Annotated in this window: 20 protein-coding genes; 11 read left to right on the top strand and 9 right to left on the bottom strand. The window is 60.8% G+C overall.

Translation table 11 applies throughout. From position 1 onward, the window contains the following. Nucleotides 1–4 precede the first annotated feature (4 nt). The 3 genes from trbG to NAV32_RS08995 all read left to right on the top strand — a co-directional run bounded on the left by trbG (nucleotide 5) and on the right by NAV32_RS08995 (nucleotide 2,764). Complete coding sequence (gene trbG, locus NAV32_RS09005) at nucleotides 5–1,012, top strand: P-type conjugative transfer protein TrbG (RefSeq protein ID WP_256052509.1); 1,008 nt, start codon at nucleotides 5–7, stop codon at nucleotides 1,010–1,012. After that, nucleotides 1,009–2,220 (top strand): TrbI/VirB10 family protein, encoded by a 1,212-nt coding sequence (locus NAV32_RS09000; RefSeq protein ID WP_036998431.1) that lies wholly within the window; start codon nucleotides 1,009–1,011, stop codon nucleotides 2,218–2,220. The genes trbG and NAV32_RS09000 overlap by 4 nt, the downstream gene beginning before the upstream one ends. Before the next feature lie 172 nt (nucleotides 2,221–2,392). Next, nucleotides 2,393–2,764: a helix-turn-helix transcriptional regulator gene (locus NAV32_RS08995; RefSeq protein WP_003298121.1), complete on the top strand. Its 372-nt coding sequence runs from the start codon at nucleotides 2,393–2,395 to the stop codon at nucleotides 2,762–2,764. Between the two features lie 13 nt (nucleotides 2,765–2,777). On the opposite strand, the gene NAV32_RS08990 is transcribed toward NAV32_RS08995, so the two are convergent. The 7 genes from NAV32_RS08990 to NAV32_RS08960 all read right to left on the bottom strand — a co-directional run bounded on the left by NAV32_RS08990 (nucleotide 2,778) and on the right by NAV32_RS08960 (nucleotide 10,144). Then, nucleotides 2,778–3,302 carry a helix-turn-helix transcriptional regulator gene (locus NAV32_RS08990; RefSeq protein WP_003298123.1) on the bottom strand — a complete coding sequence of 175 codons (525 nt, stop codon included), beginning with the start codon at nucleotides 3,300–3,302 and terminating at the stop codon, nucleotides 2,778–2,780. Nucleotides 3,303–3,306: 4 nt separating this feature from the next. Next, nucleotides 3,307–3,582, bottom strand: coding sequence for a hypothetical protein (locus tag NAV32_RS08985; protein WP_003298124.1), 276 nt, complete (start codon nucleotides 3,580–3,582; stop codon nucleotides 3,307–3,309). Between the two features lie 60 nt (nucleotides 3,583–3,642). After that, nucleotides 3,643–4,899: a tyrosine-type recombinase/integrase gene (locus tag NAV32_RS08980; RefSeq protein WP_003298125.1), complete on the bottom strand. Its 1,257-nt coding sequence runs from the start codon at nucleotides 4,897–4,899 to the stop codon at nucleotides 3,643–3,645. Between the two features lie 301 nt (nucleotides 4,900–5,200). Beyond that, complete coding sequence (gene guaA / locus NAV32_RS08975) at nucleotides 5,201–6,781, bottom strand: glutamine-hydrolyzing GMP synthase (RefSeq protein WP_256052456.1); 1,581 nt, start codon at nucleotides 6,779–6,781, stop codon at nucleotides 5,201–5,203. Between the two features lie 116 nt (nucleotides 6,782–6,897). Continuing rightward, nucleotides 6,898–8,367 (bottom strand): IMP dehydrogenase, encoded by a 1,470-nt coding sequence (gene guaB / locus NAV32_RS08970; protein WP_256052455.1) that lies wholly within the window; start codon nucleotides 8,365–8,367, stop codon nucleotides 6,898–6,900. 99 nt (nucleotides 8,368–8,466) lie between these two features. Beyond that, a complete protein-coding gene (locus NAV32_RS08965) occupies nucleotides 8,467–9,024 on the bottom strand; it encodes a sugar ABC transporter ATPase (protein WP_256052454.1) in 558 nt (185 codons plus the stop codon). 133 nt (nucleotides 9,025–9,157) lie between these two features. Continuing rightward, nucleotides 9,158–10,144 (bottom strand): diaminopimelate dehydrogenase, encoded by a 987-nt coding sequence (locus NAV32_RS08960; RefSeq protein WP_256052453.1) that lies wholly within the window; start codon nucleotides 10,142–10,144, stop codon nucleotides 9,158–9,160. 158 nt (nucleotides 10,145–10,302) lie between these two features. Here NAV32_RS08960 and xseA point away from each other — a divergent pair, with 158 nt between their 5' ends. The 4 genes from xseA to NAV32_RS08940 all read left to right on the top strand — a co-directional run bounded on the left by xseA (nucleotide 10,303) and on the right by NAV32_RS08940 (nucleotide 14,623). Continuing rightward, nucleotides 10,303–11,679 carry an exodeoxyribonuclease VII large subunit gene (xseA, locus tag NAV32_RS08955; RefSeq protein ID WP_256052508.1) on the top strand — a complete coding sequence of 459 codons (1,377 nt, stop codon included), beginning with the start codon at nucleotides 10,303–10,305 and terminating at the stop codon, nucleotides 11,677–11,679. 148 nt (nucleotides 11,680–11,827) lie between these two features. After that, nucleotides 11,828–12,652 (top strand): peptidoglycan DD-metalloendopeptidase family protein, encoded by an 825-nt coding sequence (locus NAV32_RS08950; RefSeq protein WP_256052452.1) that lies wholly within the window; start codon nucleotides 11,828–11,830, stop codon nucleotides 12,650–12,652. A gap of 24 nt (nucleotides 12,653–12,676) precedes the next feature. Then, complete coding sequence (locus NAV32_RS08945) at nucleotides 12,677–13,219, top strand: hydrolase (RefSeq protein ID WP_256052451.1); 543 nt, start codon at nucleotides 12,677–12,679, stop codon at nucleotides 13,217–13,219. 102 nt (nucleotides 13,220–13,321) lie between these two features. Then, nucleotides 13,322–14,623, top strand: a complete 1,302-nt coding sequence (locus NAV32_RS08940) for a mechanosensitive ion channel family protein (RefSeq protein ID WP_256052450.1) — start codon at nucleotides 13,322–13,324, stop codon at nucleotides 14,621–14,623. Nucleotides 14,624–14,782: 159 nt separating this feature from the next. On the opposite strand, the gene NAV32_RS08935 is transcribed toward NAV32_RS08940, so the two are convergent. Together NAV32_RS08935 and NAV32_RS08930 are read right to left on the bottom strand one after the other, a co-directional pair. Beyond that, nucleotides 14,783–16,990, bottom strand: a complete 2,208-nt coding sequence (locus tag NAV32_RS08935) for a TonB-dependent copper receptor (RefSeq protein WP_256052449.1) — start codon at nucleotides 16,988–16,990, stop codon at nucleotides 14,783–14,785. Nucleotides 16,991–17,044: 54 nt separating this feature from the next. Then, complete coding sequence (locus tag NAV32_RS08930) at nucleotides 17,045–17,416, bottom strand: DUF2946 domain-containing protein (RefSeq protein WP_256052507.1); 372 nt, start codon at nucleotides 17,414–17,416, stop codon at nucleotides 17,045–17,047. Nucleotides 17,417–17,737: 321 nt separating this feature from the next. Here NAV32_RS08930 and leuA point away from each other — a divergent pair, with 321 nt between their 5' ends. The 4 genes from leuA to NAV32_RS08910 all read left to right on the top strand — a co-directional run bounded on the left by leuA (nucleotide 17,738) and on the right by NAV32_RS08910 (nucleotide 25,867). Continuing rightward, the gene (gene leuA / locus NAV32_RS08925) at nucleotides 17,738–19,408 is read left to right on the top strand and encodes a 2-isopropylmalate synthase (RefSeq protein WP_256052448.1); all 1,671 of its coding nucleotides are present in this window, start codon (nucleotides 17,738–17,740) and stop codon (nucleotides 19,406–19,408) included. A 232-nt stretch (nucleotides 19,409–19,640) separates the two neighbouring features. Beyond that, a complete protein-coding gene (locus NAV32_RS08920) occupies nucleotides 19,641–21,281 on the top strand; it encodes a VRR-NUC domain-containing protein (protein WP_256052447.1) in 1,641 nt (546 codons plus the stop codon). Continuing rightward, on the top strand, nucleotides 21,278–23,551 hold the full coding sequence (locus NAV32_RS08915) for an ATP-dependent DNA helicase (protein ID WP_256052446.1): 2,274 nt from the start codon (nucleotides 21,278–21,280) through the stop codon (nucleotides 23,549–23,551). The genes NAV32_RS08920 and NAV32_RS08915 overlap by 4 nt, the downstream gene beginning before the upstream one ends. 276 nt (nucleotides 23,552–23,827) lie before the next feature. Further along, complete coding sequence (locus NAV32_RS08910) at nucleotides 23,828–25,867, top strand: hybrid sensor histidine kinase/response regulator (protein WP_256052445.1); 2,040 nt, start codon at nucleotides 23,828–23,830, stop codon at nucleotides 25,865–25,867.

Genomic DNA, 25,867 nt, shown 5'->3' with positions numbered 1-25,867 from the left:
CCCCATGAACACCCTGAAGAACTCCAAGCACCTCGCCAGGCAGTACGCCTGCCCGCTCCTGCTCGCAGTCCTCACCGGCTGCTCCGGTCGCAGCGTTCCACCACCGGTCGTGGCCCTGGACGAACCCATACGCGCCGAGCGCCTTCCCGAAGCGGTCAAGCCCATCGAGGTGGTGACCGTGCCGCAACCGTTGGCCCTACCGGCCCAACTCAAGCCCCTACCGCCTGCAAGACAGGCCCCCGAGGTTGCCGACGCGCGCACCCGCGTGACTCGTGCGAATAACGCGGCGCAGGTTGGCCCCGACCCTGAAGGCTATATCAATGCGATCCAGGTCTGGCCCTACTCTGACGGAGCGCTGTACCAGGTGTATACGAGCCCCGGTCGGGTGACTGCCATCAACCTGCAAGCCGGCGAGGAACTGGTCACGGTCGCGGCCGGCGATACCGCGCGCTGGATCGTCGGCGACACCTCCAGCGGCGACGGCGATGAGCTACGTACCAGCGTGCTGATCAAACCGACGCGCGTCGATCTCAACACCAACCTGGTGATCACCACCACGCGCCGCACCTACCTGATCGAGCTGAGTTCCACCGAACACGCCTGGATGGCTTCGGTGTCCTGGGACTATCCCGCCGATCGAATGCTGGCGCTGCAACGGCGAGCAGCAAGGGCGGAGGCGGCTGCACCGATTGATGCCGGATTGAGCCTGGAGCAGTTGCGCTTTCGCTACGCGATTATCGGCAGTCGCCCCGCCTGGAAACCGCTGCGGGCATTCGACGACGGTCGCAAGGTCTACATTCAGTTCCCGGCAGGGATTGCACAGGGCGAGCTACCGCCGTTGTTTGTCGTCGGACCGGAAGGTGACGGCCAACTGGTCAACTACCGTTTCCGCTCGCCCTACTACATAGTCGATCGTCTATTCGGCGCTGCCGAATTGCGTCTGGGTGCCGATAAGGGCGATGTGGTGCGAATCGAGCGCACTGATGGCGTGGCGCGCAGGCCAGGAACATGAACCCATCTGCGCCCCTTCCGGACAGCGAGCGCCCAGCGCAGCCCCAAAAGGTAGCGCCGGAGTCCCTCGAGATGCGTGCGCGACCGCAGCCGGTGACCCGCCTGAACCCTAGGACACTGGCAGTGGTCGCAGGCGGACTTGTCACCGTGGTGCTGGGAGCGATGCTGTGGTCACTGCAACCGCAGCAACGCCGTCAGGGTGTCGAGCCCAACGAGCTATACAATGTCGATCGCATCACCCGCTCCGAGGGGCTGAGTCAGCTGCCCTCGGACTACAGCCAACTGCCTCCGGACCCGATACGGGACGCGCCGCCTCCAGCGCCACCCGGCGAGCCGGACGTTGCCCTTCTTCCGCGTGACCACCAGGGCGAGGCGGCGGGCTATCCACTCGCCGGATCCAACCCCGCAGCACTCGAACACCAGACAAGATTGAAGGAAGCCGAGGAAGCAGCCCTGTCACCGGTCTTCTTCCGCTCTACTGGCGGTGGGCGAAACGCAGTGGGCCAGGCAGGACCCGGTGCGATGACGGCCGATCGTCTGTCCGCCAAGGCTGAGCGTAACGACCACCGTGATGCGTTTCCCGGTAAATCCGTAAATACTGAAGTCCGCAATTCCGGGTTTGTGCAAATGCCCGAATCGCCCTATCAGGTCATGGCCGGCACGGTGATCGCGGCCGCTCTGGTAACCGGCATCAAATCCGATCTTCCCGGCGACGTAATCGCCACGGTGACCGAGCCGGTTTATGACAGCGCCACCGGTGAGCATCTGCTGATCGCGCAGGGTTCACGCCTGCTGGGCCGCTACGACAGCCAGGTCAGTTACGGGCAGCGACGCGTGCAGGTGGTATGGCAACGGATCATCCTGCCAGACACCTCTTCCTTCCAGTTGGACGACCTGGTCGGCACGGATGCCTCGGGATACTCCGGCCTGGAAGATGGCGTCGACTGGCACTGGGATCGCATCGTCGCCGGCGCTGCCATGACCACCCTGCTGGGCATCGGTACCGAACTGGCCGCACCATCGACGCGTGGCGAGGGTGACCGGATCATCATTGCCGGGCGCGACAGCCTGCAGGATACGGTGAACCAGGTCGGCCAGGAGATGACCCGACGCAACCTGGACATCAAGCCAACGCTCACCGAGCGTCCCGGCCTGCCACTTCGTGTGATCGTCAATCGAGACCTGGTCCTGCAGCCCTATCGAAACTGATGCCGGCTCATGCTGAACTGCCCGTGGCATGGCGCGGGGAATAAATATTGCGCTCACTACATCTAAGAGTGATAGACGCGATGCCGATTTGCCCCACTACGCTCCAGCAAGTTCTCTCGATAGCCACAGGACCTCACAGTGTTTCCAAGTGACCAGACTCCTGGAGTTTGAGATGGAATATGTATCGCCTACATCCAGTGCTTCAATCGCCGAAACCAGCCAGCCTCTTCCGATACCCGGCACGGAAGCCTACGAAGCACTGCCACAGTTCCCGAAGCGCAGCCCCCTGCCCTTCCGGCGTACCATTCGGAGACAAGAGCTGAGACAGATCATTCCCCTGTCCGAGACCACCATCTACGAGATGGAGCGCCGTGGGGAGTTCCCCCGGCGCTTCAAGCTGACCTCGCGCTGCGTGGTGTGGGACTTAGCCGAGGTCGAAGCCTGGATCGAGGAGCGCAAGCAGGCACCTCACAGGGGGGGCAGCGGCCCGGATGTCCGCCTACGGAAAACTCGCCCGATTCGGGCGGGTGCGGATCCGGAATGAGCCGACAATGGCCTCAGCCAACAAGAGCCTCCAGCTCCTTGGAAGTTGATCGTGGTAGACGCCGAAATTCCTTGACCAGATTGACCTGCAAGGCCACTCGGGCCACCTCCAGAACACCCTTGGCCAGCGAGTAGCTACCCCTGACCTGCAACCAGGCCAGCACATCTGCCAGGTGCCAGATCGACGCACTGCCCTCGTGCACCGGTGCCGGGAAACTTCCCGGATTGGCCAGCATCAGCTTGCGCATGTTCTGTCGCGACACCCCAACCATTTCAGCCACATCGGTGAGGCCGACCAGATCCGGGGCTACCTCGATGAGCTTGGCCGACGGCACTGCATTACGCACATCGGCCAGTGCGCTGCGCACAGCCGCATCTGCGCTCTCGGCCTCGCGGGTGAACTCCAGCGCTAGCCGCCCAGGCAGGCCGATGCCGACCAGGGCATCGTCGCAACCAGCTTCGCCAAGTCGTTCAACCAGTACGTCCGGGTCACGCTCATTGTCGGCGAGTTGGTATTTCAGAGTGAAGGTGTATTCCATCGTCCTACTCCTCTGCACCGTCGCCAGCATCCTGCTGCTGACGGTGCGTGGTGCAGTTGTCCACGACGCGCCGCAAGGCGCGTGCATGGTTGCTGGGATTCTTTGGCGTGCTCCATACGCTGGTGATGCAGAACTCGCCGCAGCGGCATTCCTCATCGTTGTAGGGACAGTAAATCCGCCCCCAGGCGTGACTGCCACCAACTTCCACGCGCCAACCCTGCCCTTCGGCATGCCTAAGCGCTTCTTCGACCTCTTTCTTCGAGTGCGAGGGACGGGCCATCGGTGAACTCCATTATGGGGATGACCGGCAAGGTTGTCAAATGACAACCTTGCCAATCCTTCAGGCCAGCGCGCTCAGCGCCGGCACGACCACGTTGTTTGGCATCAGCCTGGGCACGTAAGTCTGCCCGCCTCCCCAGGCATCGACCAGGTTGCCCCACTCCTGCAGCATGTGGCGCCGCTGCTCCGCGTACTCGGCCTTGTTGTAGACCGAACGTGACGAACGCCCATCCTCGTGCGCCAAGCACTTCTCGATCCAGTCGCGGTTGAAGCCGATTTCGTTCAGCAGCGTCGAGCCGGTACGACGCAGGTCATGGACGGTGAACGGGTGCAGCGGCAGCCCTTTGGTTTTCGCGGCCTGTACCACGAGCTGTGTGACCCGATTCAAGGTCGCATTGGACATACACCGCTCGGCATCGTAACGAGACGGAAAGACGAATCGGGAACCCGCCGCGCAGGCATGCAGGGTCACGAAGATATCGAGCGCTTGGCTCGACAAGTAGACCACATGCGGATTACGCCCCTTCATCCGCTGCTTAGGAATCGTCCAGGTGGCACTCTCGAAGTTGACCTCATCCCAGGTGGCCTGGATCAGTTCGCTCTTGCGCACCAACGTTAGCAGAATCAGGCGCAGGGCCAGCCTGATAGTGGGATAGGTTGCCACCGACTCCATCTGCTGAACCATCAGCCGGATCTCCAGCGGCGACAAGGCACGGTCTTTCGGCACGAACGTGGCGATCGAAGCTGCCTTCACGCTGTCCGCAGGGTTTTCTACCTTCTCACCGTGGGTGATGGCGTAGATATAGACCTGCTTCACGATGTCGCGAATCTGAACCGCAGTGGCGGGTGCCCCACGCTCCTTGACCTTGTTGCACAAGGCCCGCAGGTCTTCGGCTTGAACCTCGGTCAACAGGCGATTGCGGAATACCGGCAGGATGTCGCGGTCAATGATGTGCTTGCGCATGGCGCGGGTGCTGTCGGCCAATCTGGCATTGGCCAGCCACGCCTCCATCGCGGTGCCGAAGGTTTTGATGTCGACCACCCGGCGCTTCTCGCGCTGCTTTTCAAGCGCGGGCGATACGCCGTTGAGAACGGTTTTCCGCGCTTCCAGAAGCAGTTCGCGCGCCATCGCCAGTGAAATACCGCCAGGACCATAACGCCCGAGGGTCAGCGTTTCGCGGCGACCGTGGAGACGGTAGTCGTAGCGGAACGTGACGGTACCGCTGGGCGATACCGTCACGTACATCCCGTCTCGGTCAGAAACCTTATAAATCTTGGACTTAGGCTTCAGATTTCGCAGTGCAGTGTCCGTAAGCATCGAGGATTTCCTCCGGTTTTCTGACGGCTTTTACCGTCAGGGAGCTGGAGACCTGCTGATGCCCGGAAAGCCGCATGAAACAAGCTTTCCCGAGAAAACTTTTACCGTCAAAGACGGTAAAAGTCTCAATAGTGAACGAGAGTGTCTTAATTCGGCCTCGATTTTTACCGCCAGCGCTACCGTCAACTTATTTTGCTGGCCGGCGATAGCCACCGATAGATGCCGTGACGTATTTCCCTAACAGATCAACACGTTACGGCGACTTTTCGATAGCTGGCGATAGTCCTCGAAGGACGTAAATTCACTCCCACTCAATGGTCGCCGGCGGCTTGCTCGACACGTCGTAGGTGACGCGGGAGATGCCTTCGATCTCATTGATGATGCGGTTGGAGACCTTCTCCAGCAGCTCGTAGGGCAGGTGCGCCCAGCGGGCCGTCATGAAGTCGATGGTTTCCACGGCGCGCAGCGCGACGACCCAGGCGTAACGGCGGCCATCACCCACCACACCGACCGACTTGACCGGCTGGAACACCACGAAGGCCTGGCTGGTCTTGTGGTACCAGTCGAAGTTGCGCAGTTCCTCGATGAAGATGTGGTCGGCACGACGCAGCAGGTCGGCGTATTCCTTCTTCACTTCGCCAAGAATGCGTACACCGAGTCCCGGGCCGGGGAAAGGATGGCGATAGACCATGTCGTAAGGCAGGCCGAGTTCGAGACCGATCTTGCGTACCTCATCCTTGAACAATTCACGCAGCGGCTCGACCAGCTTGAGGTTCATCTCCTCCGGCAGGCCACCGACGTTGTGGTGCGACTTGATCACGTGAGCCTTGCCGCTCTTGGCACCGGCAGACTCGATCACGTCCGGGTAGATGGTGCCCTGGGCGAGGAACTGGATATTGTCGAGTTTGCTGGCCTGGGCATCGAATACGTCGATAAAGGTGCGACCAATGATCTTGCGCTTCTTCTCCGGGTCGGCCTCGCCTTCCAGGTTGCCGAGGAACTGGGCCTCGGCATCGGCGCGGATCACCTTGACGCCCATGTTCTCGGCGAACATCGCCATCACCTGGTCGCCTTCGTGCAGGCGCAGCAGGCCGTTGTCAACGAACACGCAGGTCAACTGGTCACCGATAGCCTTGTGCAGCAGCGCCGCGACCACCGAGGAATCGACGCCACCAGACAGGCCCAGCAGCACGTTGGCCGAGCCGACCTGAGCGCGGACCTGTTCGATCAGATCATCGACGATGTTGGACGGAGTCCACAGGGCTTCACAGCCACAGATATCCAGCAGGAAGCGCGAAAGGATGCGTCCGCCCTGACGGGTGTGGGTCACTTCGGGATGGAACTGTACGCCGTAGTAGCCACGCGTATCGTCACCCATGGCAGCGATCGGGCAGCTCGGGGTGCTGGCCAGGATATGGAAGCCTTCCGGCAGATCGGTGACCTTGTCGCCGTGGCTCATCCAGACATCGAGGGCGAACATGCCGTCGTCGTCCATGTGATCCTCGATGCCATCGAACAGCTTCGACTTGCCGACCAGATCGACACGGGCATAACCGAATTCGCGCTCATCGGAACCCTGAACCCTGCCGCCAAGCTGCTCGGACATGGTCTGCATGCCGTAGCAGATACCGAACAGCGGCACGTTCAGATCGAACACCGCCTGCGGCGCGCGTGGGCTGCCTTCGGCATGCACGGACTCAGGGCCGCCGGCGAGGATGATCCCGCGCGGGTTGAATTCGCGGATGTCCTCATCGCTCATGTCGAAGGGATGCAGTTCGCAATAGACGCCAAGCTCACGCACGCGACGCGCGATCAGCTGAGTGTATTGAGAGCCGAAATCGAGGATGAGAATGCGATGGGCGTGAATGTCGGGGTGAGACATGGGCTTTCCTTCGGAAAAAGCTTGAAGCTGAAAGCCAGAAGCTGGAAGCAGAGGCCCGAAGTTACGACTTCCAGCATCCAGCTTCCAGCTTCCAGCGCCTGTTAATCGAGGCTGGATCAACCGACCCGGTAGTTCGGCGCCTCTTTCGTGATCTGCACATCATGCACGTGCGATTCGGCCATACCGGCACCCGTGATGCGCACGAACTGCGGCCGGGTACGCATCTCGTCGACAGTGGCGCAGCCGGTATAGCCCATGGAAGCACGCAGGCCGCCCATCAGCTGATGGATGATTGCCGCCAGCGAACCCTTGTATGGCACACGACCTTCGATGCCTTCGGGTACGAGTTTCTCGGCGCCTGCAGAGGAATCCTGGAAATAGCGGTCCGAGGAGCCCTGGGCCTGGGACATGGCGCCCAGCGAGCCCATGCCGCGGTAGGCCTTGTAGGAACGGCCCTGGAACAGTTCGATTTCACCCGGCGCCTCTTCGGTGCCGGCAAACATCGAGCCCATCATCACCGCGTTGGCGCCGGCAACGATGGCCTTTGACAGGTCGCCGGAGAAGCGGATGCCGCCATCGGCGATCATCGGCACACCGGTGCCCTGCAGCGCAGCAGCCACGTTGGCGATGGCTGAAATCTGCGGTACGCCGACACCTGCAACGATACGCGTGGTGCAGATCGAGCCTGGGCCGATACCCACCTTGACACCATCAGCACCGGCCTCAACCAGCGCCAGCGCCGCTTCGCCGGTGGCGATATTGCCGCCGATCACCTGTACCTGCGGGAAGTTCTGTTTCACCCAACGCACGCGGTCGAGCACGCCCTTGGAGTGGCCGTGAGCGGTATCCACCACCACCACGTCTACACCGGCAGCGGCCAGCGCCTCGACACGCTCGGCAGTGTCCGCGCCAGTGCCCACGGCAGCGCCGACACGCAGGCGCCCCTGCTCATCCTTGGATGCCAACGGGTAGGTCTTGGCCTTCTCGATATCGCGAAAGGTCACCAGGCCGCGCAGGTGGAAGTTGTCGTCGACTACCAGCATCTTCTCGATGCGGTGCTCGTACAGCTTGGTCTTGATTTCTTCCAGGCCGGTGCCTTCGAGCACGGTGACCAGCTTGTCCTTGGGCGTCATGATTGCCGCCACGGAGTCTCCGGCGTTCGGTGTGAAACGCAGGTCACGGCCAGTAACGATGCCTACCAGTTCCTTGCCGGACACCACCGGGAAACCGGAGAAGCCCAGTTCGCGTGCCTTGCGCAGCAACTCGCTGATCTTGGTTTCCGGCGTAACGGTGACAGGATCATGAACGATGGCCGTTTCGTGGCGCTTGACCTTGCGCACTTCGATGGCCTGCTGCTCGATGCTCATGTTCTTGTGAATGATGCCGATGCCGCCTTCCTGCGCCATGGCGATGGCCAGGCGGGCTTCGGTGACGGTGTCCATGGCTGCGGAAACCAGGGGAATATTCAGCTCGATCCCGCGGGTCAGGCGAGTTTTGAGGCTGACATCTTTGGGCAGAACCTCGGAATATCCGGGGATCAGGAGAACATCATCGAATGTCAGAGCTTCTTGGCTGATACGCAGCATGGTGGGGCTCCCCAGGCGGGAAAAAGGAAGCGCGGCATTATACCTGCCAGAGCGGCTGCACTCAACGCGCCTATGACCGCATCGTCGCCCCCTGACAATTCAGAGGCGCACTCTGACCTGGCGAATCGGAAAACCTAGCCTGTCGCTGAACTCGTCGAGAAAGCCTCGCAGGAAATATTCGCCCGGCCAGTTGTTGAAGATGAATCCCAGATCGCTGAAGGCGCATGGCTGAGGAAAGATAAACCCGTTGATGTCATCCTCGAAGGCACATTCCGGGCACTCGAAATTGTCGGTTTCCCCCGGCATCCAGGTTTCCAGATGCTCGAACAGAGCCTCGCCTATCTCGCGACGACAATGCGGGCAACCAGCCTCTTTCTCGAAATCACGTTCCGGCATGAAAAGACAGCGATCCGTAACAATTTCCAGCCCGCTACGGGGCTGCCCCAGGGGCAGGCTGTGACCCACAGGCAGATCCAGCACCCGCTCAGCCCCCGGCGCCATCGCATAGCCGAGCGCACCAGGACGCATGCCACAAGCGCTGAGTTGCGGCTCGACGACACCAAGCCCGCTCAGCCAGCGCAGAATCTTGCGTGCCTGCGTCCGCGATCCGGGATAGCTGGAAACCTGTGGCGCAATGATGAATTGCCGGTTGTTCATGAACATTCCTGACTGAAATACCCTGCCCACTTCCGCCAGTGTGGGCCGTGCGCGCGAAAGGTCCAACACACGCAGCGTGGCACCTTTCGCAAGCAGGAGCGGCGCCTGCGGAGCGTGAAACGCAGACTGTGCGTTACAGCAGTTCGGCGCGCAGTTGCTCCGCGGTTTTGGGCGACAGCAAACCGGGCGCTACGTCGAAGGCTGTCTTCGCGCCAAACTGGCCTTGCTGGTTCAGCCGGTAGGCCGCGCGCGCATAGGCCACCAGCACACTGGCGGTGAATTCGGGGTTGCTCTCCAGTTGCAGTGAATACTCGATGACCTGGGCGTGCGCTTCGCTGGTGTTACCGCTGCGAATCACGAAGCCCCCGTGGGGCATGCGCTGATGATCCCGACGCAGCTGCTCTTCGCTGATGAAGTTGACGCTGGTGTCATAGTCGGCGAAGTAGTTCGGCATGCTGACGATGGCCTGCTCCACGGCGCCTGCATCGGCCCCAGCGGCAAGCACCACAAAGCATTCGCGGGTGTGCTTTTCCCGCGTGGTCAGCTCGGGGCGCGCGCCGCTGCGCACGCGGTCGATGGCTACGGGCGAAGGCAGCGTGTACTGCACGCCGGCCTTGACACCCGGCACCCGGCGCACGGCATCGGAATGCCCCTGGCTCAGTCCTTTGCCCCAGAAAGTGTAGGTCACGCCATCAGGCAACAGCGCTTCGCCATACAGGCGGTTGATGGAAAACATACCCGGGTCCCAGCCAATGGAGATCAGCGCCGTCTTGCCGTTGGCACGCGCAGGCTCGTCCACCGCTGCGAAGTATTCGGGAATACGCGCATGGGTATCGAAACTGTCCACGGTGTTGAACATCGCCGCCAGCTGCGGCCCCTGCTCGGGCAGGTCATCCTTGGAGCCACCGCAGAGAATCAGTACATCGATGGCCTGGCGATGCTCGTCCAGTTCACTCATCGGATAAACAGGCGTATCGGCAACCAGCGGCACCAGATCTGCGGGGGCACGGCGCGTGAAAATGCCCACCAGCGTCATGTCCGGGTTCTTGCCGATGGCGGCTTCGACGCCCCGACCGAGATTGCCGTAACCGGCGATACCAATACGAATCTGCTTGCTCATCGAACACAGCTCCTGAGTGGATGAATACCCTCGGCGGCAACGCGACCTCTTTGGGTAAAAGCGACCGATGGTACGGTGCCGCACAGATTTCTGCAGCCTGATTGCGCACCGAAAGAGATTTTGCCCCTCACCACCTGCAAGGCTTTATCATGCCGCCCATGCTCAAAGACCCGTTCCAGCGCCTCAACCTCGACCGTGAAGTCCTTACCGTCAGCCAGCTCAATGGCCGTGCCAGGCTGTTGCTCGAAGACGTATTTGCCCAGATATGGGTCGAAGGCGAGATTTCCAATCTGGCCCGCCCTGCTTCCGGACACATCTATTTCACCCTCAAGGACAAGAACGCCCAGGTGCGTTGCGCCCTGTTCCGGCAGAACGCCCTGCGGGTGCGCCAGGCGTTGCGTGACGGGCTGGCCGTCAAGGTGCGCGGCAAGGTTTCGCTATTCGAGGGGCGCGGCGATTACCAGCTGATTCTCGACTCACTGGAGCCGGCTGGCGACGGCGCCCTGCGTCTGGCCTTCGAAGCGCTGAAGGACAAGCTTGCTGCCGAAGGGCTGTTCGACACCGACAGCAAACGCATCCTGCCCGCTCACCCGCGGCGCATCGGTATCGTCAGCTCGCCCACCGGCGCGGTGATTCGCGACATCATTTCGGTATTTCGCAGGCGCGCCCCCCATGTGACGCTGACGTTGATACCGACCGCCGTGCAGGGACGCGAAGCGACGCCGCAGATCGTCCGCGCCATCGAACTGGCGGATCGTGGAGGTTTCGATGCACTGATCCTGGCGCGTGGTGGCGGATCACTGGAAGACCTCTGGTGCTTCAACGAAGAGTCTGTCGCGCGCGCCGTGGCGGCCTGCCAGACACCCATCATCTCGGCGGTCGGCCACGAAACCGACGTTTCCATTGCCGATTTCGTGGCCGATGTGCGGGCACCGACGCCCTCTGCCGCAGCCGAACTGCTCGCCCCCAGCAGCACGGATATCCGCCAGCGTCTGGAAAGCCTGCGCCAGCGGCTCCTACTGCGTATGCGCGAACGCCTCTATCGTGAACACTCGCGCCTCGAAGGTCTGAGCCAGCGCTTGCGCCATCCCGGTGAGCGTTTGCAACAGCAATCCCAGCGCATTGATGACCTCGAACGACGTCTGTTACACGGCATCGAGCGCCGCCTGGGCGCCAGCCAGGAACGGCTGGCCCGACTCGACACTCGCCTCGGCGCACAACATCCGGGGCGCACACTGACACTGCTGCGCCAGCGCCTGGAGCATCTGTCCGGGCGCATGCCGCGCGCCATGCAGGAGAGCCTGAACAGCCGCCGCCAGCACTTGCAGGGTCTGGCGCAGACGCTCAATGCCGTCAGCCCGCTGGCAACATTGTCCCGGGGCTACAGCATCCTGCTGGATGAACGTGGTCAGGCAGTTCGCTGCGCCAGTCAGACGCTCCCCGGCCAACGCCTCAAGGCCCGTCTCGGCGAAGGCGAACTGGATGTGCGGGTCGAAGACAACCACCTGCAGCCGGTTACGCTGCCGCTGCTCTGAAACAAGGCTTCCGGTACTTCTCCCGAGCCTTGTCTGAATTACCTTCCGCAGCACATCAGCCCGTCGGCCTCCATGCCTCGACGCCGGGCCCTTCCCCTCGCCTGGCGTTTACGCGAGGATGAACCGTCCTTCTCAAGCGGAACCGCTCATGCCCCGTGTTATTGCCCTGCTGTTGTCACTCGCCTTTACCCTTCCCGTGCATGCCGAAGGCTTCATTACTCGCCTACTGAACAAGCCTGTACCGGGTGGCGTCGCGGTAATGAGCCTGGGTAACGGGGCCACCCCGCCGCAAGTACGCTATCAGGACAAACCGGCATTGGTAATTCGCGAAGACGACCAGCGCTGGATCGCCATCCTCGGCATCCCGCTCACCGTCAAGCCCGGCCAGCAGCAGGTGCAGGTTGATGGCAGCCCGCGCAGCTTTCAGGTCCAGCCTCGCGAATACCGTGCGCAGCACATCACCCTGAAGAACCAGCGCCAGGTCAATCCCAACCCCGACGATCTCAGACGAATCGAGCGCGAGCTGGCCGAACAGACCGCTGCCTATCGCCAGTTCAGCCCCACCCAGCCCAGCAACCTGCTGTTCGACAGGCCCGTCGATGGCCCGCTTTCGTCCCCTTTTGGCCTGCGCCGGTTTTTCAATGGCGAAGAGCGCAACCCGCATTCGGGGCTTGATTTCGCCGCCAAAGCCGGCACACCGATCAAGGCGCCAGCGGCGGGCAAGGTGATCCTGACTGGCGACTATTTCTTCAACGGCAAGACGGTATTCCTCGACCACGGCCAGGGGCTGATCAGCATGTTCTGCCACCTCTCAGCCGTCGACGTGAAGGTCGGCGATCAGCTGGGTCGCGGCGACACTCTCGGCAAGGTCGGCGCAACGGGTCGCGCCACTGGGCCGCACCTGCACTGGAACGTCAGCCTTAACGATGCCCGTGTCGATCCGTCGATCTTCATCGGCGCATTCAAGCCCTGAATCACAACAACAAGGATCAACAACATGCGTATCAGAGCCACCCAATCCACCCTGCTCATCATCGACATTCAGGAACGCCTGCTGCCGGCCATTCTCGACGGCGCCACGATGATCGAAAACACCGCCTGGCTGCAGCAGGTTGCCCAGCGCGTGGGTGTTCCGACATTGATCACCGAGCAGTACAGCAAGGGCCTGGGACCGACGGTCGCTACGCTGCGCGAAGGGGTCGAAGCCGAGTCGATTCTGGAAAAGATGGAGTTTTCCAGCGCTGCCGACGGTGAACTGTTCAAGCGCCCCGGCGGCGAACGACCGCAGTTCGTGGTGTGCGGCTGCGAAACCCATGTCTGCGTGATGCAAACCGTGCTTGATCTGCTGGAGCGAGGCAGTCAGGTGTTCGTTGTCGAGGAAGCGGTCAGCTCGCGCCGCGCTTCGGACAAGGCCCTGGCGCTGACCCGCATGCGTCAGGCTGGCGCTGAAATCGTCTCGCGGGAGATGGTCGCCTTCGAGTGGATGGAACGTGCCGGAACCGATCTGTTCCGCAGCATCAGCCGCGAATTCATTCGCTGAAACCAAGCGTAGCACCTGACAGCCATTGGGACTGGAGAGCGGATTTGTTAAGGTCCGCCTCCTTGCGGCACACCCGCTGTATCCAGAAACACGGAGTACTCAATGACTGACGAGTTTGCCGGCTGGCTGGCCTGGCTCAGAACCCATCCCGAACTGCAGACCCTGCTGGCTTGCGCCGCCCTTGTTTTCGCCGCCTGGCTGTCCAACTGGATCGTCAAACGCATTTTGGTGCGCGGCCTTTACAGCCTGCTACGCCACGCCCGCGACGCACAGCTGCAGGACTTCGGTGTCATCAAGCGGCTGTCCAATATTGTTCCGGCACTGGTGCTGTCGATCGGTATCAATGCCGTGCCGGGGTTGCCAGAAGCGGCTGTGACGGTGGTGAAAAACGTCTGCGGTGGCTTTATCGTGCTGACCATCGCCCTTGCCGTGGCAGCGGTGCTGGACATTATCAACCTGCTCTACCAGCGGCGTGCTGATGCGTACCTGCACCCGATCAAGGGCTACCTCCAGGTGGTGAAGATCGTAATTTATGCGATTGCCACCATCCTGATCATCGCTACGCTGATCGACCGCTCGCCGCTCATCCTGCTGTCAGGCCTCGGCGCCATGGCTGCTGTGCTGATGTTGATTTTCCAGGACACCCTGCTGTCGCTGGTGGCCAGCGTGCAAATCACCTCAAATGACCTGATCCGCGTCGGCGACTGGGTGGAGATGCCGCAGCTCAATGCAGACGGCGACGTGATCGACATTGCCTTGCACACGGTCAAGATCCAGAACTGGGACAAGACCATCACCAGCATTCCCACCAAGCGCTTCATCACCGATTCGTTCAAGAACTGGCGCGGCATGCAGGAAAGTGGCGGTCGGCGGATCAAGCGTGCCATCTATCTTGATCAGCAGAGCGTGCACTTTCTCGATGCCGAGGAGCGCAAGCATCTGTACCGCTTCAACCTGCTGGAGGAATACCTGACGGAGAAGCGCAAGGAAATCGATGCCTGGAACGAGAAGCTCGCCGAGCGTGGCCAGGAACCGGTCAACACCCGTCGCGTCACCAACATCGGCACCTTCAGGGCCTATGTCGAGCGCTACCTGCGCAGCCATCCAGGCATCCACCAGAACATGACCCTCATCGTGCGCCAGCTGGCTCTCACGGCGGACGGACTGCCTCTGGAGATCTATTGCTTCACCAACACCGTGGGCTGGGTGCAGTACGAGGCGATCCAGTCGGACATCTTCGACCATCTGCTGGCCATCCTGCCGGAGTTTGGACTGCGCGTGTTCCAACACCCCAGCGGTGCAGATATGCGTTCCTGGTGCGAAGGTCTGCAAACGCGTGGCGAACCCTCGCTGCCGCACCTGGAGCCTGAGCAGACGCGAGTCCGGGAGCCGGATCAGCTCTAATCGTAGGTTGGCGCTGAGGCACGAAGCACGTGAGAAGCCTTTACCACTGCCCATTGCTTCATCCCTGATGCCAGCGTCGCGGGCTGCCCATGCACCCCGCGCCCCAGCGCCAACCTACGTCCGGAGCGGGAATTGCTCCCGCCCCTTGTTGCTGTTGAATCAGAAGCTCATATCGACGCGAGCCCAGTAGGTGCGGCCCGGTTCGTTGACCCGCGTGGTGGGGTCAAGCCCGTAATCTGCAAAGCCGGCACTACCCGCCAGATTGAGGTGCTCGCTGTAGTTCTTGTTCAGCAGATTGTCGATACCCGTACTGAGTTTGAAGTGCTTGTTCAGACGATACGCACCATTGACGGCCAGCACACCAAAACCAGCACTCTCGTCAAAGTCCTTGCCGACCACGGTCCCCTGGTTCTCGGCTACTCGCCCCTGCGCAGCAACCACTCGCCACAAACCACTGGTACTCCAGTTGTCACGCTCGTAAGTCAGGCCAAGGCGCCCTTCCAGTGGTGGAATCTGCGGCATGGCGCGATCGTCGCTGCGGTTCTTGCCCCAGGCGTAAGCCAGGCTCGCATCACCCTTCCAATTGCTATTGAAACGGTAGCTTGCGCCCATTTCAGCACCGGCTATGGTGGCGTCGATGTTGCTGACGTCGGCGCGGAGCATGCCTGGCATAACCCCTGGCACGTAGCTGAACAGGATGTAGTCTTCGACCAAGCCGGCATAGGCTGAAACCCACGCCTCCAGTGGTCCCTTGGCATATTGCAGGCCGATATCCAGCTGCGTGGTTTTTTCCGGCTTTACCGAATCGAACGACTGCACCGTACCGACCGGCCCCGGATTGGACACGAACAGCTCCCAGTAATCCGGGAAGCGCTCCGCATGACCGAGGCCGGCGTACCAGGTGGCCGGCAGGCTGACGAGCTCTTCTTCGTAACGCATAAAGCCGCTGTAGAGCGTGTCGCGACGGGTTTCACCCGCGGTGGGGTTGCTCCAATTCTGACTGACCGGCATCCCCATCGGATTCTTGAGCGTCGGATGGTGACTGTTGAAGTACACACGCTCATCGGTCGCCTCGTGCAGATCAAGGCGCAGGCCGCTGACGATTTTATCGCGCTCGCTGAGCTGCCAGGTCAGCTCGCCGAAGATCCCGTAGCTGTGCAACATGGCGTCCGGCACCCAGGGCAATGCATCGCTGCCAGCCGCGGCGACCATCTGGTTGACGTGCAGGGACGGATTCATGACCTTGCGATGCTCGCTGCGCTGCGCATCGACACCTGCCTTCAACTCGACGTCGGTCCATTGCCAGGTACCGATCAAGCGTCCGCCAAGCGTCCGGCGATCAACACGAGAGAGCATCGGCTGCGTCATCATTCCGCTCGGGACGAAATCACGCAGGCTGTAGTTGTCCATGATGTGATCGGCGTAGTTGTAGTAAACCTGCGCCTCGACGCCATAGAAAGTCTCACCGATATTGGTCTTCTCGAAGCGCAAACCCAGGCTTTCGCGCTGAAACTGGCTGCCGTCCATGCCGCGTCCGGCGTAGCGTGCGTAACCGTCACCACGCCCTGCGGTCAGTTCGACCAGAGTGTCCGCGTCTGGTGTCCAACCCAGCGCAACATCGGTGTTCCACTTGTCGTAGCGAGACGGCACGGTGTCGCCGTTGCCGTCTTCATAGTCGTCAGCCTGGGAGCTGTTGGCCATAAGCCGGGCGTAACCCTGCTCACCGCCGGCTGCAGCGTCGAGGTTGCGGTCGAAGCGACCGTTGGAACCCGTCAGCAGGCTGGCGTTGATGCGATAGTCGGGTTCACTGAACTGCTCTGGTTCACGCTCGAACAGAATAGTCGCAGCTGAAGCGCCGGCTCCCCAGAGCACACTTTGCGGCCCCTTGATGACGGTCAGTTTGTCGAAGGTATCCGGGCTGATATAGGAACTCGGCGAATCCATGCGATTCGGGCAGGCGCCCAGCATCTCGCCGCCGTTGCTCAGCAATTTCAGGCGCGAACCGAACATGCCCCGGAACACCGGGTCGCTGTTCACACCACCGTTACGCACGGCAGAGAAGCCGGGAATGGTTTTCAGGTAATCCCCGGCATCACTGGCCGGAACGGGCTGACGCGGGATTTTCGGATCGGTGACCACCGTCAGCGGCGATTGCTGTGCGACGCCGGTGATGACCATGGGCGCAAGCTCCACAGAGCCATGTTCGGCATGGGCGTGATGCTCGGTCTGGTCGGCAGCGATTGCGCCACTGGCCAGCATGCCCAGCAGGGCCGCATGGGCGAATTGCCAACGCAGGCGCGATGGCTGAATCGAATAAGTATCGGACAGGCGCGCGCGCGCCTGGGAGCCACGAATAATATGGGACATGAACATTTCCACTTCTAATGGTGTTGTACAGCCGTGACAGCACGGCTCCAGACATCAGGCGTGGAAATGCGGCGGAGCACGCGCGTAGCCACTGCTACGACGCAATGCTTCTAGCAGTGGCGCGTCGGGTAGCGGCAGGAAATGTTCCGGCTCGTGCCGGGGCAGGGCCAGATCGAGGGAAAGTGTCAGCGGCGGATTGAGCGTCAGCAGCTCGCAATAGCCGCACATCTCCAGCGCAGCCAGCCAGGCCGGCTCGCTACCCGAAGCCTGCTTATGGTGGCCATGAGCGGAAGGAGATTGGTCGTGGTGGGAATGCGAATGATGCTGGCTGACCGACGCAGCAGCTGTCTGGGTCGTCTGTATTGCCGAGTACAACGGGCCGACATGAATCATCAGCATGGCGAACAGGCCAAGCCAGATGCTCACTATCGACAGCCGTTTTTTCTGCACCGGCAAATCCTTGATTAACAATGACATGGCTTTGAGGTAAGCCGTGCTTCGGATGATCGCATGGGTTATCTGACGAAGCGACTGCGGCATAAGGCCGCAAAAACCCACGGCATGCAAGCACATGAAAAACCGGATAGGCAGGATATAAATGCGCCTAAATCAATAATTAAGGTTATTTATGCCAATTTTAAACAACCTATTGCACGAATGCTTTCACAAGCACTAAGTTCGCACCATAACCAGCCGGCAACACCGGTTTCGATTGCCGTCGCCACGAGCGAACATCAAGGAAACACCATGACCATGCTCAAGAATCCATCGAAGAAATATCGTGCTTTTGCACCTATCAACATCCCTGATCGCACCTGGCCGTCGAAAGTCATTACCCGGGCTCCGATCTGGCTCAGCTCCGATCTGCGCGATGGCAATCAGTCGCTGATCGAGCCGATGGATGCGGCAAAGAAGATGCGTTTCTTCAAGACACTGGTCGCGGTGGGCCTCAAGGAAATCGAGGTGGGCTTCCCCTCCGCTTCGCAAACCGACTTCGATTTCGTCCGCGAGCTGATCGAAGGTGGCCACATCCCCGATGACGTCACTATTCAGGTACTGACCCAGGCGCGCGAGGACCTGATCACCCGCACCTTCGAATCACTCAAGGGCGCCAGGCAGGCAATTGTCCATTACTACAACGCTACCGCACCCAGCTTCCGCCGAATCGTCTTCAACCAGGACAAGGCCGGTGTGGTGAGCATTGCGGTCAACGCGGCGCAGATCATCAAGCGGCTGGCCGCTGCGGCGCCGGAAACCGACTGGCGTTTCGAGTACTCGCCCGAAGTGTTCAGCTCAACCGAGACCGATTTTGCCGTTGAGGTATGCAACGCGGTGATTGACGTGTTCCAGCCTACGCCTGCGCAGAAGCTGATCCTCAACCTGCCGGCCACCATCGAAGCGGCCACACCGAATATCTACGCCGACCAGATCGAGTATTTCGGTCGTCACATCAACAAGCGTGACAGCGTGCTGATCAGTCTGCACACCCACAACGACCGTGGCACCGGCGTGGCTGCCACCGAGCTGGGCCTGATGGCCGGTGCCGATCGCGTCGAAGGCTGCCTGTTCGGCAATGGCGAGCGCACCGGCAACGTCGATCTGGTGACCGTGGCCCTGAACATGTATACCCAGGGCGTCGATCCGCAACTGGACTTCTCCGACATCGACGCCGTGCGCAAGGTTGTCGAGGAGTGCAACCAGTTGCCGGTGCACCCGCGCCATCCCTATGTCGGCGATCTGGTGCATACCGCGTTCTCCGGCTCGCATCAGGATGCTATTCGTAAAGGCTTCTCCCAGCAGGACCCGGACGGTGTCTGGGAAGTACCCTACCTGCCGATTGACCCGGCCGACATTGGTCGCAGCTACGAGGCGGTGATTCGCGTCAACAGCCAGTCCGGCAAGGGCGGCATCACCTTCCTGCTTGAGCAGGAGTACGGCATCAGCCTGCCACGCCGGATGCAGATCGAATTCAGCCAGGTGGTGCAGAAGGAAACCGACCGCCTCGGCCTGGAGATGAGCGCCGCACAGATCTACGCCCTGCTCGAAGGCGAATATTTGCAGGCCGTCACGCCCTATGCCCTCAAAGGCCATCGCCTGCAGGAAGAAAACGGCACCACGGCGCTGGACGCGGAAGTCATCCATGACGGCAACAGCCTGCACCTGCGCGGCATCGGCAAAGGCCCGCTGGAGGCCCTGGCTGCCGCCTTGCCCGTCAAGCTGGAGATCATGGACTACCACGAGCACGCCATCGGCGCCGGCAGCAGTGCCAAGGCCGCCGCCTACATCGAGGTCCGTCTGGACGGTGAGCGTCCGCTGCATGGCGTCGGCATTGACGCAAACATCACCACCGCCAGCATCCGCGCCCTGTTCAGCGCCCTGAACCGAGCGCTGCGCGAAGCCGAGACAAAAGCAGCCTGACAGGCCGAAAGTGAGCGCGGAAAAAGGGATGCCTGGGCATCCCTTTTTCTGCTTTCTGGGCTGGACACGATGGTACTCAGCACCCCCGTCTCCAGTGAGTGCTCCGCACCTCCGTAGCGGTCTGACTAATGCGTAGACGCTTGTGTACTCATGACATGCACGGGCCACACGGTGGTTGATCACTCGCGTCTCAACGCGGACAATCCTGTACAAGAATACAGTGATTGCCGCCATGCCCACCCCGCTTGCTACCGAACTCTACTACCTCAGCAATTTTCGCATCGCGCTCGCCTGGGTGAGCGAACGATATGCCGACTTGCTGACAGTGGACGAACAGACATTCATCGAGACCTTCCACTCACTCGCATGGCCGGCTCAAGGGCTGCTGGTGCGCATGATCATGCGGCGCGGCTGCCACTTTCGCCTGAGCCGGCTCAATTACCCCGAGCTCGGCGACTGCCTGACTGCCGCCCATCCCTTGCTTGAGCTCGGCTGGATCAGCGAGCAGGCACCACTCACTGCTGTGGAAATCACCGACCTGTTGCGCAAGGACGAGATGCTGTGTCACCTGCCTCTGCCTGATCGCCGTCCCTCTCAGAAGAAAGCCAAGCTGGTTGATCAACTGCTTGCACAGGACCTTCCGGCGCAGCCGTTCGCGCAATGGTGCCCGGCGCTGAACGATCGGCTGCTGAGCCTGCAGGTGGATGATGTGAGTAACCGCCTGCGTTTGATGTTCTTCGGCAATCTGTCTCAGGACTGGTCCGAATTCGTGCTGGCGGATCTGGGCATCTATCGCTACGAATCGGTGGAGATCAGCCCACAATCCCGGGGCTTTCGCTGTCGACAGGATCTGGAGGACTACCTGCACCTGCACGCGCTGCGGCTCCGCTTCGAAGAGGACGAGTCCGTCGAAGCTGTGTTGCCGCCGCTGCTGGCCTTTTCGTCTGACAATCCTTATCTGCACAGCCGCCACGCCAGGCAGCTTTTTCAGATTGCGCAGCACCTGGAAAAGTGCGGCGCGCTGGAACAAGCGCTCGGGGCCTATCAGCACAGCGAAGACACCCAGGCGCGCTGGCGTCAGATTCGTGTGCTGGAGCAACTGGGCCGCAATGCCGAAGCCCATGAGCAGGCATTGGCATTCAGTGCCGTACCCAGAAATGATGAAGAACGTCAGCGTCTTGAGCGTGCCCTGACACGATTGCGACGCAAGCTGGGCTTGCCCGTCTCCAGGCGGTCCAAGGCGGCTGAAGCATCACGCCTCGAGCTGACCTTGCCCACGCCCGGGCACGGCAGCGTGGAAATGGCCGTGCGTGATCACCTCAGTAGCGCGCAGGCACCCGTGCATTACGTGGAGAACGGCCTGCTGTGCAGCCTGTTCGGCTTGCTCTGCTGGGAGGCCATCTTTGCCCCCCTGCCAGGGGCTTTTTTCCATCCCTTCCACCGCGCTCCCGTCGATCTCTACAGCCCGGACTTCCATGCACGCCGTCAGGATCTGTTCAATCAGTGCCTGGCTCGCCTGCAGGACTCCGCTTACCCGCAGCTGATCCTTGAGCGCTACCGGGAGAAAGTCGGTATTCAGTCACCCTTCGTGTTCTGGTCGCTACTCGATGAGCCGCTTCTGGAACAGGCTCTGCACTGCATTCCAGCGCAACACCTGCAGGCCTGCTTTACCCGCCTGCTCCTGGATGTGAAAGCCAACCGCGCCGGCATGCCTGATTTGATCCAGTTCTACCCCCATGAGCAGCGCTACCGGATGATCAAGATTAAAGGCCCCGGCGACCGCCTGCAGGACAACCAGAAGCGCTGGCTGGCCTTTGCCGCCGAGCAGGGTATTCCGGTCGACGTCTGTTACGTCAGCTGGGACCCGGCATGACCTACTCGGTGGCGGTACGCGCGCTTTGTGAATTCACCGCCAAGGAGGGGGATCTCGATCTGCGTTTCACCCCCTCGCCCACTGGCCAGGAGGGCATCGCCGGTCACCAGACCGTAGTCAGCCGCCGTGGCGCTGATTATCTCGCCGAATTGCCGCTCAGTGGCAGCTACCCTGGGCTGTTCGTCAGTGGCCGCGCCGATGGCTATGACCCCGAGCGCAATCGTCTGGAGGAAATCAAAACCCACCGTGGCGACATCAGCCGGATTCCGGCCAACCACCGGGCGCTGCACTGGGCGCAAGTGAAAGTTTATGGTTGGCTGCTTTGCCAGCAGCTGGATCTGCAAGAGCTGGAGCTGGCTGTCGTCTACTTCAACGTCATCACCCACACCGAAAATGCCTTCGTCGAGGTGATAAGCGCCACCAGCCTGCAGCAGTTCTTCGAGCTGCAATGCCAACGCTTTCTGGTCTGGGCGGAACAGGAGGAGGCACACCGCGAACGGCGCAATGCCTATCTGGATACGCTGGGCTTCCCCTATCCGGACTTTCGCCGAGGCCAACGACAACTGGCCGAGGCGGTGTATCGCAGCGCTCGCGATGGCCATACCCTCATGGCACAGGCCACGACCGGCATCGGCAAGACGCTGGGCACCCTCTTTCCGCAACTCAAGGCCATGCCGGGCCAGCAACTGGATCGGCTATTCTTTCTCACCGCCAAGACACCCGGTCGCCGCCTGGCGCTGGACGCTCTACACAGCCTGCGTGAGGGGAACATAGCCACGCCGTTGCGCGTGCTGGAGCATGTAGCCCGTGACAAGGCCTGCGCGCATCCCGAAAAAAGCTGCCACGGCGAGTCCTGCCCACTGGCCAAGGGGTTTTACAACCGGTTGCCGCAAGCTCGCCAGGCTGCGCTGCAGCAGGGCTGGCTGACTCACGAGCAGGTCCGCGCCATTGCCATCGCCCATCAGGTCTGTCCGTACTACCTGAGCCAGGAGCTGTGTCGCTGGGCCGATGTAGTGGTCTGCGATTACAACTACTACTTCGACATGGGCGCCCTGCTTTACGGCCTCGCCCAGATCAACGACTGGCGTGTCGCCATCCTGGTGGACGAGGCACACAATCTGGTGGACAGAGCGCGCGGCATGTATACCGCCGAACTCGACCAGGTGGCATTTCATGAGTTGTGTCGCATCGTGCCATCCGGCCTGCGCGGCGTGCTGCAGCGCGTCAGCCGGCACTGGGAACAGCTTAATCAGGTGCAGCAAACGGACTACCAGATCCATCCCGCTGTACCGGACTTGCTCGTCGCAGCACTACAACGGGCAGTCAGTGCCATCACCGACCACCTGACCGACTACCCCACCGGCCAGGACCGTCTGCTGCTGCAGTTCTATCTGGATGCCATGCTGTTCTGTCGCCTGAGCGAAGCCTACGGCCCGCACTCGCTGTTCGATGTCACCCGGCAAGACACCCCGGCCATCGGCGATCACACCACGCTATGCCTGCGCAACATCGTGCCGGCCCCCTTTCTTGCCAGCCGCTTCAACGATGCCCATACCACCACCCTGTTCTCGGCAACGCTGCGGCCAGCCAGGTATTACCAGGACCTGCTGGGGCTGCCTGAGGAAACCCAGTGGATCGATGTCGAATCCCCCTTCTCGGCTGAGCAGTTGGCTGTGCGTGTGGTGCGCAACCTGTCGACCCGCTACCAGCACCGCGAGTCCAGTCTCACGCCGATCTGCCGGTTGATGGCCCAGCAGTACCGGAGCGCTCCGGGTAACTACCTGGCGTTCTTCAGCAGCTATGCCTACTTGCAGCAGGTGCGCGAACTGTTCATGACGCTGTACCCCGAGATCCCCAGCAACGTGCAGACCCGCAGCATGAATGAAGGCGAGCGCCAGGCCTTTCTCGACAGCTTCACAATCCACTCCGAGGGCATCGGCTTTGCCGTGCTCGGTGGCGCCTTTGGCGAGGGCATCGACCTGCCAGGCAAACGCCTGATTGGTGCGTTCATCGCCACCCTCGGCCTGCCTCAAATCAATGAGATCAACGAAGAAATCAAAACGCGCATGCAGCAGATGTTCGGTGAAGAAAACGGCCATGACTATGCCTATCTCTACCCCGGCTTGCAGAAAGTCGTGCAAGCGGCAGGTCGCGTCATACGTACCACCGCCGATCATGGTGTGGTGTACCTGCTGGATGACCGCTTCGGCCAGCACAGAATCAAAGACCTGCTGCCCGCCTGGTGGAAGGTTGAGCCTTACCGGCTTTGACTCCATGACTGAGACGCAGGAAGCCAAGCTGCGCATCCCCTGAACGTCTCGGCGCCTATCTGCCAACAGAGCCGCGCGTTGACCTGCTCCATGCTTTCAATGCTGGCTGGCCATGATTCGCCTGATCTTGAAAAGCAGCGGCGCCCAACACTGCCATCCGGCAAAATCGGGCACTATTTGAACTACCAGCCGTCTGAATTATTGGCAGTCTAGAAGCTCAGCCTCATGTCTGCTCGATACTCGGATTTTGGCCGCTACAGGTGTACTGATCGTTGTATGAATGTTCCCCCAGACTCGATGCAACCCACTGCCGCCCCTATTGATGAAGCCGAGCGTATTCGACTGGCATTGGATGCGGGCGCGATAGTTGGAACCTGGGTCTGGGACATACCTAACGACCGCATCAGCGCCGACGAGCGATTTGCCCATACCTTCGGACTGCCTGTTGAACAGTGTGCAAAGGGACTTTCATTCATGGAAATCTCAACCCCTGTTCACCCTGATGACATAGAAACACTCAAAGCGGCCGTCTCAGCGGCGATGGGGCGTGGCGGCCCCTATCGATGTGCGTACCGCGTTTTGCAGAGCGATGGCGTCTATCGATGGGTTGAAGCCAGTGGGCGCGTAGAATTGAACGCCGAAGGCCAGCCGATTCGTTTTCCAGGCGTGCTACTGGATATCGAACAGCGCCGATCTGCTGAAGCCGAGCGCGACAGAGTCGCAAGCCTGTTAAGAACCTTTACTGCCGCCGTACCCGGCGTTGTATACGCGAAGGATCTGGACGGTCGCATGCTGGTGGCCAACCAGGGCACTACCCAGCTAATAGGCAAGCCGCCCAGTTTTTACATCGGAAAAACCGATCTGGAGTTTCTTGAGGACAAGGACCAGGCCCTCCATGTCATGGAGACTGACCAGCGCATCATGCGCGGCGCAAAGGCTGAACAAATAGAGGAGCTTGTCAGCATGCCCGACGGCTCGGCAACCGTATGGCTATCGCTTAAAGCTCCGCTGCTGGACGACTCGGGAACGGTTATAGGGCTCATTGGATCGTCCATAGACGTAACCGCACGGAAAAACGCCGAAGAAGCGCTTCAGGAGTTGAACCGTACTCTGGAGGAACGTGTCGCGCAGGCCATTGCCGACCGGGAGGCAGCTGAGGCGGCGATGAGGCAGTCCCAGAAGATGGAAGCCGTGGGTCAGTTGACCGGAGGGATTGCGCACGATTTCAACAATCTTCTTGCAGGCATCAGTGGAAGTATCGAGCTGATGAAGCTGCGGCTTGCACAGGGAAAAGTCGATGACATCGAGCGATACCTGTCGATTGCTCAGGGCGCCACTCAGCGAGCCGCCGCCCTGACGCATCGTTTACTTGCATTTGCTCGCCGCCAGACTCTGGCTCCCGTGCCGACCAGGGTCAATGAGCTGATTAAAGGCATGGAGCAATTGCTCTGCCATTCGGTAGGTCCCTCTGTTGAGATCAAGGTTCGCCTGGCGGCCGATCTGTGGCCTTCCCTGTTGGATCCGGCACAGGTGGAAAACGCTTTATTGAACCTGTGTATCAATTCACGCGATGCCATGCCAAATGGCGGCTGTATTCTCATCGAAACATTCAATACTTATCTGGGGCCAGGTGCTGAGTTGGATTCGGACCTCTGCGCAGGCGAGTATCTGGTCATTTCCGTTTCCGATACTGGCATCGGCATGAGTACGGACGTTCTTGCTCGGGCGTTTGAGCCGTTTTTCTCAACCAAAGCCATCGGGAATGGCTCTGGGCTCGGACTGTCGATGATTTATGGCTTTGTGCAGCAATCCGGCGGTCAGGTCAGACTCAGCTCGCAAGCAGGGGTGGGCACCACTGTATGTTTATACCTGCCCCATCACTCGGTAGAGTCTGATACTCAGGTCGATGACACCCCGCCTGTAGTCGATTCAGGGCGCGCGACACCTGGCAAGACGGTACTTGTGGTAGAGGACGAATCCTCGATTCGAGTGCTGGTGGTCGAATTGCTGACTGGCTTGGGATATGAAGTGCTCGAGGCCTCGGATAGCAACACGGGCCTGCTTCTGCTCAATTCCAATGCCCCCATCGACTTGCTGGTAACCGACGTAGGGCTCCCTGGCACCGTTAATGGCCGCCAGATGGCAGACCTGGGTCGCCAGTTCAGGCCAGGCTTGCCGGTCCTGTTCATGACCGGGTACGCACAGAGCCATGTACTCGAGAACTGTCACATGCAGCCCTCAACAGGTGTGCTCACCAAACCCTTTGCGCTGGATGCACTGCTGGCGCACGTCAATGCGCTGGTTAATCTGCGGTAA

Source organism: Stutzerimonas stutzeri, assembly GCF_024448695.1.
GTDB lineage: Bacteria > Pseudomonadota > Gammaproteobacteria > Pseudomonadales > Pseudomonadaceae > Stutzerimonas > Stutzerimonas stutzeri_T.
This window is presented reverse-complemented; position numbering and strand designations above follow the sequence as displayed.

Coding starts and splice junctions, on each gene's coding strand:
- NAV32_RS08965 (WP_256052454.1), bottom strand. CDS start 9,024: ATGAACAACCGGCAATTCATCATTGCGCCACAGGTTTCCAGCTATCCC.
- NAV32_RS08985 (WP_003298124.1), bottom strand. CDS start 3,582: ATGGCCCGTCCCTCGCACTCGAAGAAAGAGGTCGAAGAAGCGCTTAGG.
- guaA (WP_256052456.1), bottom strand. CDS start 6,781: ATGTCTCACCCCGACATTCACGCCCATCGCATTCTCATCCTCGATTTC.
- NAV32_RS08950 (WP_256052452.1), top strand. CDS start 11,828: ATGCCCCGTGTTATTGCCCTGCTGTTGTCACTCGCCTTTACCCTTCCC.
- NAV32_RS08910 (WP_256052445.1), top strand. CDS start 23,828: ATGAATGTTCCCCCAGACTCGATGCAACCCACTGCCGCCCCTATTGAT.
- NAV32_RS08935 (WP_256052449.1), bottom strand. CDS start 16,990: ATGTCCCATATTATTCGTGGCTCCCAGGCGCGCGCGCGCCTGTCCGAT.
- NAV32_RS08980 (WP_003298125.1), bottom strand. CDS start 4,899: ATGCTTACGGACACTGCACTGCGAAATCTGAAGCCTAAGTCCAAGATT.
- NAV32_RS08940 (WP_256052450.1), top strand. CDS start 13,322: ATGACTGACGAGTTTGCCGGCTGGCTGGCCTGGCTCAGAACCCATCCC.
- guaB (WP_256052455.1), bottom strand. CDS start 8,367: ATGCTGCGTATCAGCCAAGAAGCTCTGACATTCGATGATGTTCTCCTG.
- NAV32_RS08945 (WP_256052451.1), top strand. CDS start 12,677: ATGCGTATCAGAGCCACCCAATCCACCCTGCTCATCATCGACATTCAG.
- xseA (WP_256052508.1), top strand. CDS start 10,303: ATGCTCAAAGACCCGTTCCAGCGCCTCAACCTCGACCGTGAAGTCCTT.
- NAV32_RS08995 (WP_003298121.1), top strand. CDS start 2,393: ATGGAATATGTATCGCCTACATCCAGTGCTTCAATCGCCGAAACCAGC.
- NAV32_RS08915 (WP_256052446.1), top strand. CDS start 21,278: ATGACCTACTCGGTGGCGGTACGCGCGCTTTGTGAATTCACCGCCAAG.
- NAV32_RS08920 (WP_256052447.1), top strand. CDS start 19,641: ATGCCCACCCCGCTTGCTACCGAACTCTACTACCTCAGCAATTTTCGC.
- NAV32_RS09000 (WP_036998431.1), top strand. CDS start 1,009: ATGAACCCATCTGCGCCCCTTCCGGACAGCGAGCGCCCAGCGCAGCCC.
- leuA (WP_256052448.1), top strand. CDS start 17,738: ATGACCATGCTCAAGAATCCATCGAAGAAATATCGTGCTTTTGCACCT.
- NAV32_RS08960 (WP_256052453.1), bottom strand. CDS start 10,144: ATGAGCAAGCAGATTCGTATTGGTATCGCCGGTTACGGCAATCTCGGT.
- NAV32_RS08990 (WP_003298123.1), bottom strand. CDS start 3,302: ATGGAATACACCTTCACTCTGAAATACCAACTCGCCGACAATGAGCGT.
- trbG (WP_256052509.1), top strand. CDS start 5: ATGAACACCCTGAAGAACTCCAAGCACCTCGCCAGGCAGTACGCCTGC.